The sequence below is a fragment of the Anaerobutyricum hallii DSM 3353 genome (assembly GCF_000173975.1).
GTDB classification, from domain to species: Bacteria; Bacillota; Clostridia; order Lachnospirales; family Lachnospiraceae; genus Anaerobutyricum; species Anaerobutyricum hallii.
The window spans coordinates 1-11,700 of the sequence record NZ_ACEP01000075.1 but is presented as its reverse complement, the minus strand read 5'-3'; the positions used below and the strand labels follow the sequence as shown (position 1 = coordinate 11,700).

Annotated in this window: 11 protein-coding genes; all 11 read right to left on the bottom strand. The window is 36.0% G+C overall.

What is annotated here, in order from left to right:
* Positions 1-417: 417 nt before the first annotated feature.
* On the bottom strand, positions 418-1,983 hold the full coding sequence (locus EUBHAL_RS07185; protein ID WP_022169319.1) for a HAMP domain-containing sensor histidine kinase: 1,566 nt from the start codon (positions 1,981-1,983) through the stop codon (positions 418-420).
* Between the two features lie 13 nt (positions 1,984-1,996).
* A complete protein-coding gene (locus tag EUBHAL_RS07180; protein ID WP_005347188.1) occupies positions 1,997-2,674 on the bottom strand; it encodes a response regulator transcription factor in 678 nt (225 codons plus the stop codon).
* Positions 2,675-2,972: 298 nt separating this feature from the next.
* Positions 2,973-3,374, bottom strand: coding sequence for a hypothetical protein (locus tag EUBHAL_RS07175; protein WP_044922450.1), 402 nt, complete (start codon positions 3,372-3,374; stop codon positions 2,973-2,975).
* Between the two features lie 160 nt (positions 3,375-3,534).
* Positions 3,535-4,569, bottom strand: a complete 1,035-nt coding sequence (locus EUBHAL_RS16355; RefSeq protein WP_049940642.1) for a glucosaminidase domain-containing protein — start codon at positions 4,567-4,569, stop codon at positions 3,535-3,537.
* 352 nt (positions 4,570-4,921) lie between these two features.
* Positions 4,922-6,205 carry an O-acetylhomoserine aminocarboxypropyltransferase/cysteine synthase family protein gene (locus EUBHAL_RS07165; RefSeq protein WP_044922447.1) on the bottom strand — a complete coding sequence of 428 codons (1,284 nt, stop codon included), beginning with the start codon at positions 6,203-6,205 and terminating at the stop codon, positions 4,922-4,924.
* Positions 6,206-6,329: 124 nt separating this feature from the next.
* Positions 6,330-7,013, bottom strand: a complete 684-nt coding sequence (locus tag EUBHAL_RS07160) for a hypothetical protein (protein WP_005347178.1) — start codon at positions 7,011-7,013, stop codon at positions 6,330-6,332.
* Between the two features lie 2 nt (positions 7,014-7,015).
* Entirely contained in the window at positions 7,016-7,879 is an 864-nt protein-coding gene (locus tag EUBHAL_RS07155) for a chorismate mutase (protein WP_005347177.1), read from the bottom strand.
* Between the two features lie 248 nt (positions 7,880-8,127).
* Positions 8,128-8,985 carry an adaptor protein MecA gene (locus EUBHAL_RS07150; protein ID WP_055299975.1) on the bottom strand — a complete coding sequence of 286 codons (858 nt, stop codon included), beginning with the start codon at positions 8,983-8,985 and terminating at the stop codon, positions 8,128-8,130.
* 113 nt (positions 8,986-9,098) lie between these two features.
* On the bottom strand, positions 9,099-9,734 hold the full coding sequence (locus EUBHAL_RS07145) for an SGNH/GDSL hydrolase family protein (protein WP_005347174.1): 636 nt from the start codon (positions 9,732-9,734) through the stop codon (positions 9,099-9,101).
* An 86-nt stretch (positions 9,735-9,820) separates the two neighbouring features.
* On the bottom strand, positions 9,821-11,032 hold the full coding sequence (locus EUBHAL_RS07140) for an AAA family ATPase (protein WP_005347173.1): 1,212 nt from the start codon (positions 11,030-11,032) through the stop codon (positions 9,821-9,823).
* Between the two features lie 87 nt (positions 11,033-11,119).
* Positions 11,120-11,700: DUF2284 domain-containing protein (locus EUBHAL_RS07135; protein ID WP_005347171.1), on the bottom strand; the 581-nt coding region annotated here is incomplete at its 5' end.

Here is an 11,700-nt window from a genome sequence, read left to right as displayed (position 1 = left end):
GCAGAGTTGCGTCAAGCATTTTTTGAAGATTTTTTTATTTTATCAACAAGCACTAGATATTGTACTTTTTTTGTATTTTTATAACCCACGATAGATTACCTCTTGTTAAATTTGTTATTTTTTTATCATTTTACATTTAAAATTCCATGAACAAAAATCCTGATTTGCCGAGCTGGCGAGCCAGACGGAACAAACGAAGTCCTGATGCCCCCTCAAATCTCCCCAAAATAAATTCTGACTTTACTTCAGCAGCCAAAGACAGCTCACAGTAAATAAAAGAGCCTATATTTGTGGCCTCGGAGCAAGGTTTGGATACGAGCGTGTATAAGCGAGTATTCAAACCGTAGCGACTAAAGTCACAAATATAGGTTCTTTTATTTACTGTGAGCGTCTATTTTGCCTGCGGCAACTCAGAATTTAAGACTTAATCTTTGCATCAAGGTCAAAGTAAAAATCTACTCCATTCTCTTTATTCGCCACACCAAAATCCTTTCCATGTGCTTTCATCGTTGCCGCTACAATAGAAAGTCCGATACCGTTACCACCGTACTCTCTGGTTCGTGCCTTATCTACTTTATAAAACTTAATCCATAATTTATTAAGTTCTTCTTCCGGGATACATTTACCATCGTTATAAACATGAATGCGAAGGTTGCTGTCCATACGTTCAAACCAGATACGAATCGTACCATTTTCATAAACATGATTTAAAGCATTCGACAAATAATTACTGAATACTTCTTCTATCATCAGTTCATCTGCCCATACATAAACCGGTGCTTCTTCTTCAAATATAACTGTAGTGTTTTTCTTTTTAAAGAGTATCTGTGAAGAATTGATTTTATTCTGAATCATCTGGCATACATCAAATCGCTGCATACTAAGCTGATTATTTCCAAACTCAATCTGGTTAAGTGTGAGAAGTTTTTTTACCATTGCATTCATTTTCTTCGCTTCGTCTGCGATAACTTCACAGTAAAAGTCTTTACTTTCTTCATCATCTGTGATATTTTCCTTAAGGCCTTCTGCATAGCCTTGAATCAAGGCGATTGGAGTTTTTAATTCATGACTAACATGGGAGAGAAATTCTTTTCGCATATCGTCAATCTTTTCCTTCTTCTCGATATCTTTCTTAAGCTCCAGGTTCGCCGCCTTTAAATCAGCTATCGTTGATTCCAGCTTTTCCGATAACTGGTTCATCGAATACCCAAGTTCGCCAAGTTCATCATCCTGTGTGACAGTAACTTTTGCATCAAAATCAAGATTCGCCATGCGGTTTGCTACCGCTGCCATATTTTTAATTGGCCTTGTAAAATTTGATGAAAAGATAAAGATAACTAAACTTCCAAGTATGATACCTATCATTCCAATATATGCCATAAACCGACTGCTGATGTCGGCGCTTGCCTTTATTCCCTCAATAGACACTCTCATGGCAATCAGATAATCATTATCTGTAAATCCGAATAGATAAATACCGTTCTGCCCACTTGCCTGATCTTTTAACTGTGTGACAAAATATCCCTTATTTATTAATGTGGACATATTATTCTCTGCACTGTTTTCCCACGGGAAAATACTTCTTCCAGAATTACTTTTAAAGTTTCCTTTATCATTACCAAGTATAACCTGACTCCGAATCTGATCTAAATAACCAAGAATCTCTTCGTAGGTCTTACTTCCGTCTATCAGATTACTAAATATTACATTCTGGCTGTAATAATAATTACTTGACTGTGCAATCATCATCTTGATGTTTGTCTTATTGGATATCTGTTCCATTTCCTCATCAATGGTATCCTGATTTTCTTCATTTTTTAAAATATTCTTAACTTTATCAAATGTCTTTACTATCGATGCCTTTTCAGAAGACACATAATATTTCTCAGAAAATGTATTATTCAGGAACCATGTAAATACAATCACCCATCCGACAATTAAAATTAAGATAGAGGTCATCTTAAATCGTATTGAATTTCTCATGCTATGCTCCTAATCAATCTACTTCGAATTTATAACCCATTCCCCAGATTGTCTTGATGTACTCGCCTTTTTCTCCCAACTTGCTTCGAAGCTTTTTAACATGAGTATCAATTGTTCTGGCATCTCCAAAATAATCATAATTCCATACATTATTAAGAATCTTTTCTCTTGAAAGTGCTACCCCCTGGTTTACTACAAAATAATTCAGAAGTTCAAACTCCTTGAAACTTAACGTAATCTCTTTTCCGTCAATCCTTACTTCATGCGCGGCGATGTCAAGTTCAATACCACCGGCTTTAAGAACTTCTCCGGTAGAAAGATTATTACTCCTTCTTAAAATTGCCTCTACTCTGGCTACAAGAATCTTTGGACTAAATGGTTTCGATATATACTCATCTACTCCAAGATCAAAGCCGTTCAACTCGTCACTCTCCTCACCTTTTGCCGTCAGCATAATAATCGGCACCTGTGAGTACTGACGAATCTCTTTTACAACATCAAATCCATTAATCTTCGGCATCATAACGTCACAAATAATTAAACTGATACTTTTATCTTTAAAGAAAATATCAAGAGCCTCCTCGCCATCTGCGGCTTCTATGACTTCAAAATCCTTTTTCTTAAGGAAATCTTTTACCAGTTTTCTCATTCTGCTCTCGTCATCTACGACCATGATTTTTAATTTATCCATGAAAAAGCCTCCCTCATTCTTGCTTATTTTCCTTTTCTTCTATATCATACACTAATTTTCTGAAAAATCTATGAAAAAATTTCGGAAAAAGTATGAACAACAAAAAAATAAAAGCTATTTTGTTCTCATTTTTAAACATTTTTTCAAAACAAAATCAAAAAAAGAAATCTATCCACGACTCGATAATATATCCTGTGACAGATTTCTTTTTTACTTCTTATATCTAGTTATTATCACTCTATACCCTTCCTGTAGAGTATATTAAAAAGACCTTTTACAAATACTTTTCAAACACGCTCTAATGTTTTCCTATTTTTCGGAACAAATTGATAATTGCCAGAAAAATTTGTCTTATAACAGCAAAAATCACAAACATCAGCAAAAATCCTGCAATTCCAAATACGATATCCGCAAAATCCATCGTTCCGCTATCGGAAATCTTCTGACCGATTTCAATAGCAAAAGTAATAACTACGATTACTGTAAATACATAGATAAATGCAATCACCAGAATATGATTCTCACTCAACAGCTTAAACAATGGATAAATCACCATCAAAATAAGCATTCCCAAAATTCCTATTACGAGAAAGTGGAGCTGCTTGTCTGTAAAGTTTTTCTCGTAAGCATCATTTAGCGACAAAATATAATTATGTATTTTGGCTACAAAAATAACCATTCCTTCTAACATTCTTTCCATAATGTCTTCCTCCTTATCAAAAAACAAAAAGCAGGCCAAAACCTGCTTTTACTATAATACACTTTGCCTATAGGGTCAAATACTGTCTTTATAGATATTTTCGTAACAACAAAAATCCATTCATAAAATAATATATGACATTCTCATTTGCATCTGTGTTTTATTTATCCCATTTTGTAAGATTATATGTACGGATTACCCTGCACAAGTCATTCACATAAGAACCAGATGTTGCATAGCCACCCTTTTTAATAATCTGAAGCTGCTTTTTATAACTTTTTGTCTTTGTAAGTCCTGCATATCTCTTCCTGCTTCCGTTCTTCGCTCCTAACAGGTATGCTGAATGATCTTCGATAGAATCTTCTGCACAGGAATATTTACGGAACTTTGCTGTGATAGAATATCTGCCTCTGCTTCCGTATTCATAAGTGCGCTTTGCATAATAGTTTACACCATCCCAGGCGGAGCCAGACCAATTATTACCAGACAAACTGATTTTCATTCCAAAAAGATTATTTCCGTTCTCTGCTAATGTTGATTGTCCCCAGCCACTTTCCAAAATCGCCTGTGCCATTGTTACAGAGGCAAGGATGCCTGTACGTTTATAGTTTGCTCTTGCAAGCGGCCCCATCTTATTGATAAATCTTGTCTTTGCTACTTTGCTCACCTGTGTTGCAGAAGTCTCAATTCCACTACGTACCCCAAGAGTCACAAGCTTAGCACGGCTGCTGTAAGTATATTTTAAACCTAAGAACGCTGCTGCCTGCTTTGCAGGAACAAGTAAATCTCTTATATTACTTTTCTTATATGTAACAAAATACGGTGCAGCTTTTAAGGTCATCTTCTTGCCATTGACTTTTGCATATTTCTTATTTGCATAAAAAATAACTTTGCGCTTTCCATTCTTTACTGTAACAGTGTTACCATTTGCTGTATAAGAAGCATGAATTCCATTATCAGCAAAAAGTGTCTTGCATGGTACATAAATCTCAGAACCAATCTTAATAGATGGTGTCGCGGACTTATTCGCCATCGTCACAGCCGCTCCGCTATACTTGACATTGATAATGGTTCCTTTTAAGTTCGTAGACTTTCCAGCTTTAATGACTGGAACTTTTGCTGCAGATACTGGTTTACTTAAAATAAACAGCCCACACAGCATCAAAAATGTAAGTAGTGTCTTTTTATGTTTCAATTGTAAACTCCTCTCGTAATAAATGTTGAGCAAATATATATTATTTGTTAACAACTTGTTACAAAATGTATTATACAATGAAAATGTGTACAAAATGAGACTTCTTTGTTTTTTCTGATTCCAATTAATACCACACATATCATGCAACTATAAAAAAGCCAATGAAACCAAAGAGAGAATAGAACCTATATCTGTGACTTTCGTCGCGGCATGCTGAATGTTCGCTTAAACACTCACATCCAACATTTACTCCCAGACCACAGTATAGGTTCTATTCTCTCTTTGCTTTCTGATTTTGAATGGATTACTTGAATTTTATTTCATCTTATTCGCTATAACAGCGTTATCAACATTAAATCTGATCTAAAGCCTGTGCAAGATCTGCAATCAAGTCTTCTGCATTCTCTAAGCCACAGGAGTAGCGGATTAAATCTGGTTTTACTCCACAAGCTTCTAACTCTTCATCATTCATCTGGCGATGTGTTGCGCTTGCCGGATGGAGACAGCAGGTTCTTGCATCTGCAACATGTGTCTCGATTGCGGCAATCTTTAAATGTTTCATAAAGTTCTCAGCCGCTTTTCTTCCGCCTTTTACTCCAAAACTTACAACACCACAGGAACCATTTGGCAGGTATTTTTCTGCTAATGCGTGATATTTATCTCCCTCAAGACCACAGTAATTAACATACGTTACCTTTTCATGCTGCTGTAAAAACTGTGCCACTGCCAATCCATTATCACAATGACGTTTCATACGCACTTCAAGGCTTTCTAAGCCAAGATTTAAAATAAATGCATTCTGAGGAGACTGCATGGAACCAAAATCTCTCATAAGCTGTGCAGTCGCTTTTGTAATATATGCCCCGCCAATACCAAAACGTTCTGTATAAATGACACCGTGATAGCTGTCATCTGGCGTGCAGAGTCCTGGATATTTATCTGGATATTTTGTCCAGTCAAAGTTTCCACTGTCCACGATACAGCCGCCCAATCCTGCACCATGTCCATCCATATATTTTGTAGTGGAATGTGTGATGATATCCGCTCCCCACTCAAATGGACGGCAGTTTACTGGTGTTGCAAATGTGTTATCTACAATTAATGGAACGCCATGGGCATGTGCTGCCTTTGCAAACTTTTCAATATCTAATACAGTAAGTGCCGGATTGGCGATTGTCTCACCAAAAACAGCTTTCGTATTTGGCTGAAATGCCGCATTTAGCTCTTCTTCTGTACACTCTGGGGAAACAAAGGTAAAATCAATTCCCATTCGTTTCATTGTTACTGCAAAAAGGTTATATGTTCCTCCGTAAATAGAAGATGATGATACAATATGGTCACCGCAGGAAGCAATGTTGAATACAGCATAAAAAGAGGCTGCCTGTCCAGAAGAAGTAAGCATTGCAGCACTTCCTCCTTCTAATTCACAAATCTTTCTTGCTACCGTATCATTCGTTGGATTCTGTAATCTGGAATAAAAGTATCCTTCTTCCTCTAAGTCAAATAAGCGACCCATTGCCTCGCTTGTCTCATACTTAAATGTTGTACTCTGTACAATTGGAATCTGTCTCGGTTCTCCGTTGCCTGGTGTATAACCTCCCTGTACACATTTTGTTCCCAATGAATACTCTTTCATTTGTTTTTCCTCCATAAATATTATTTTAACCATTCAGTATTATAAGTATTCTTCCCTATTAAACTCTGAATAAGTTATTATCCTTTAATTATCCCCATATCAATCCATAATTGATAATTTAAGATTATTCAGGCACCTGTGAAACAGGCACAGACTTTGCTGCGTCATAATAAACAAAAAAGTCCTGCGGGCCTCGCCCAATTTTATAAACTCTCTGATATACCGGATAAAATATTACATCCTTGTATTGTCCCATCTGTTCTTTGTAAAACAAGTCATGTTCCCTATGTTCTTCATCACCATAAATAGTAAATGCATATGGGTATTCCTTTTGAAATGCCTCTAGCTCTCCTTGCATTCCTTTTTGCTTAAGAACCTTTGCATAATTATATAGAAGGAATAGTTTAGAAACTGGCTTATATACTTTACCATCCTGCGTCATAATTGACTTTGGAGCCTTACCATCATACTGAAAATTCTCTGTTCCAATCCTTCTTAGCTGCTCCATTCCCTCTTTTATATTTCCTGCGAAAAGAAATACAACCGACTGATATGCCCGGCAGATATTTATGTACGGGATATCATGAGGCAGATGATACAGACATTTTTCAATTAATTGTCCATTCCAATGGATATACTCTTCCATAAGTCCTTCTTTATCTTCTATTCCACGTTCTTCTACAATATATGGAAATAGAAAATGAAGCATTTTCTCATACATCACTGCATCCCGGTCATCATAATGAATCCGGCGGATATAAGTATCATACTGCTCACGGTCAAATATTTTTTCTTCTAAAAATTCCATCTCTAAAAGTCTCCCTCACAGGCATAGCTTCCAAGAATCTTTAAATATGCTGTCTCCTGAGAAAGCTGGTAGATTAATGCACGAATCTCTTTCGTATCAATATTGGCATTCATTTCTACAAAGAACTTATAATTCCAACTATTATCTTTCCAGAATGGCCGTGAATGAATCTCTGTAAGGTTCACGCCATAATCAGAAATCATTGATAAAATACTACTGATACTGCCGCTATGATTTGGACATTCAAACATTACTTTTACTCGGTTATGGGATGGGAGAACAACCAGCTTGTCTGTAAATGTTACTACTTTACGGCGCACACCGCCATCTTCCTGTACTTTACAGTGTGTAATATATAAATCTTTCTCCGCAAGCAGATTATGAAGTTCATCGGATACACCGATTCCCACTTCCTCAATAATGCCAATTCCAGCATCTGCCTTGCCCTCTTTGATATAATTTCCAATCTCTTCATAAGAAGACACCGTAATTACCTTATCTTTTGAAAAATCTTCACAGATGTATAATTCCTCTTTTACCATCGTCGGTTTTAAAATGACTGCTGGCATCTTACTATATTCAAACGGAAAGCACTGACGAAGTTCTAAAGTTCTGCCATATTGATACTTACGGCTTACTTCCATAATTCGCTTGATAAGAGCAGTATATTCTCTTACTAATTCTGGCTTCATTCCCTCGGTCTGCTTCTTAATGATAATCTCTTCTCTATCCGGTTTGTAAATTTTATCTTCTGTCTCTGCCTTAATGCAGGCAACCTGATCTGCTAATGTCATACGCTCCACAAAAAGCTTGCGGATTTCTGCATCTACACGGTCAATATTCTTTCTCACATCTGATAAATCCATATATATATTCTATCCCTTCTTTTATTTTTAAGCATTCTGCAAAATTATAATAATTATTCAGAACATGTTTACCAAACTATATTTTTAACATTTTTTACACATGCTTACTTCGCCATGTGAATTTTAAAATAAATTTTCAAAAATATTCTCTTCTCTGAATAATTACCTATTATAAAAAACAGGGAACCAGTTTTTAACCAGTTCCCTGCTAGTATATCATACTTCTTTCATTTTGGTTATATGTAAACTTAATTCATGCGAAAAAGTGTCTCCACCGCTTTTTCTTTAATGATTAACTTCGCATGTTCTGACAAATAATACCCTTCTAATCTCTGATTTGAACATTCTGCCCCATATTCTTCTGCTGTTATCATGAACGTGATAATCTGAGAATTATCCATCTCTACTGGAAACTCTACCAGTAAAATATACTTATCCGCTTTCTTATAAAGGCTTGATGGAATAAAATAATCTTTATTCAAAAGAGAACAGAAATCCATCAGATTATGAAAATTATCAAATATAAGCTTCTGTGCCGGAATATGTGGTCTTACTGCCTGCTGTTTTTTTTCTTTGTCTGTCATTGTGGAACCAGATGGCTTAGTTGGTGCCGATTGCTGGTAAGATACTTCTGAAGATGTATTTTGCACATTCTTTGCTGCTTCTTCTGTATCCTTTTCACTTTCACTAGTATTCCCCATACACACATCATGAAGATCTCTTGCTAAAGATTCAAACTCCCGCTCCTTCTCTTCCCCTGTCATAGAATAGATACTGTCGATTCTGTCATCAGAAATCCGTTCTCTCAATGCTGTGGTCATCTTCTTAATCTGGTCTAAATCCCTGTCTATCGCCACATCCTGAAAAGTACAGCTAATTGTAATCAGGAACTGTTCGGATGGCAGTGCTCTGGCAATATAATTCTGCACCCCATTCTCTGTATTCCATTCAATATAATTCTTAGAATCTGCAATAACGGCATTCAAAAATTCTTCCATCTGCTCATTATCTTCACCAAGTTCCTTTAAATCAAAGCCCATCTGCCCTATCTCCTCCTTATTAATAAGGCATCGTATGGTCTCATCATCTATTTTCCAAAAAAACATGTTATCCCTTCTTTCGAGGCTCTTTATTCTGCCTAATTTTATTATACAGATATTATTAGCCATGTCAAGGGACGAGTGCCAATTTCGAAAGTAAGTTTATCTTTCTCTTTTCTTTATTCATTTTCCATAATACATTTATAGAGTTCTTCTGCCAACTTTTTATGTGCCTCTGGCATCAAATGTAGCGAATCCACCTTCGATGATTCTATCACTTTTGCCGCATTAAAGAAAATACAATCATATTTTTTAGCGATTTTCTCGTAGAAAACTGGAAGCTCCTTTGAACGTTCAATTGCATCCTCATCAAATGACCGGGCAAATTCTGAAGTTGCAATATCTGCCCCAATCTCTGGCGGGGATACCAGAATTACCTTCGGCATGAAACCTTGTTTTTCTTTTGTAAATTCTTTTATAATACTTACTAACTGCTCCGCTCCATCTGCAATCTCTTTTGCTGTTGCGTGAAACATTCTTTTTAAATCATTACTTCCAAGCATCATGATCACAAAATCAATTGGTTTATGCGTATTTAGGCAAGGCTTTAAATAGCCAAGTCCTGCTTTCCATGGTTCGGCAATATCTTCAAAAACTGTTGTTCTTCCATTACAGCCTTCTTCTATGACTGCATATTGTTCACCAAGCAGCTTTTGTAATACACCTGTCCAACGTACATCTTTTGGATAACGCAAACCATTTACCGGATTATAACCGTATGTGTTTGAATCTCCATAGCATAAAATTGTTGTCATTCTAGCACCTCTACTTTACAACTATGTTCCTTTGTCTGTTTATCGTAACCTATCCCTACCGCAAGAATTCGTCCTGTATATTTAGGCTATTCTTCTAACTTTCCCTGAAACTTTAAGGCATATTTTTTATCCTTAATCTGAGAAATCGCCTCTTTCCAATCCATTGTACTGATTGCATTAATATATTCCTGAGCCACCTCTTTATTCGGAATTCTAACGGATTCTTTTTCTACATCATAAGTAAGATATCCCAAATGCACAAGCAATGTCAAAATATCATCTCTCGTCGCAAATGTCGTCATATCATTATGAAAGGTACCTATATTAATTCTCACACTATTACCTGCAAGCATTTCAATGATTGCATCTTTTAATCCATCCATATTCATCTGAATATATATCTTAAGTGCTTCATAGGTTTCCGTCTGATTCCAGTAGTTACCAAATCTGTGACGTAACATTGCTTCTACAACTGACTTTGGATTGTAAATAGAATATAAAATATCTTCCTGTTTGTTATGGCTATAAAGACCGTATCCGTTATACCATGCCTTTGTTTCCTCTATACTCATTCCATATTCTACGCAAAGACTTTCTACTTCTCTTTCTGCAAATCCAAAATATTCTGCCATATTTCCGGGGTCTGTCATTGAATATTCTATAAACATATTTAATGCAGAATGCGTTCCGTACTTTTTAACCGGAAGAATTCCTGTCATATAAGCAAGAGCAATATATGCTTTATCCTTTAACCATACCCTTAAAAAATCCAGATATTTTCTCTGTGCCTCTTCATCCTCTTTATATTCACGAAATAGACAATCCCACTCGTCAATTAAAATAATAAAGGACTGCCCCGTATAAGAAAAAATATCCTGCATGACAAATACCAGATTATCACTATCTACATATTCTGGATATTTATATTTTAATTCTTTAAGCAGCCTTTTCTGAAGCACTTTAAGCATCTCATCTACATTCTGCGTCATGCTTAAAAATTCCTGCATATTTATCTTAAAAACATTATATTTGTTTAAATGCGTGGAAAATGTCTCAGAGTGACTAATCTCTAATCCATCAAATAATGCCGCTGAATCATTATCTTTTCCGTAATACGCCGCAAGCATGTCTGCCGCCATTGATTTCCCAAATCTTCGTGGTCGGCTGATACACATATATTTTTGTTTTGTTCTAAGAGCTGCATTTGTTCTCTCAATAAGCATTGTCTTATCTACATATATTTCTGAATTTATACTTTCCTGAAATTCTATTGTCCCCGGATTTAAATAAATTCCCATAATTGCACCTCTTTCCCAAATCCTTCTAGCAATCCGGTTATAGATTTCTTCTCAGTGGCGTCTTCCTTGCCTACGGCAAACCAAAATTTACGGAATTAGCAGTCCATAAATCAGCATAAAATATTCTGGGAGTTTTCCTTCTTCCACCCACTGTAATTCCTGCTTAAGATACTTCGTTACCGTTTTGCCAACATTGCCTCCCAATGATTCTATTGAATAACGCATTTTATCCTGAAAACGGCAAGGTTTACCAGACAAACGTGTACACTCTGCATTTTTACAATGTAAACAGGCTCCGCTACTTAAAGAAACACTTCCAGGATACTCCTGTTCTAACTTTAAGATTTCCTGTTCTAATTCTTCTTTATAAGGGAGAAGAAACTCTTCTGTTACTTTCCATTGTTCATTTTTAATATAGGACTGGCTTGTAAGTTCTTTAGGCAGATATAATTTTCGCCCCATAATTTGAATTTTGCGATATTTGTTCCAATAATCTTTTTCCACATCAAATGTATACGGAGGGCAGCACCATAGTTTCCCATAGTTCGAGCATTCTTTACAAAATTCAAGGAATGTTGCAACATCCACGCATTCTTTCATATATTCTTCTACAGGAATCTCTGCCTGGAAATTCTCTATTTTCTCAGCAACATATTTCTTCTCTTTCA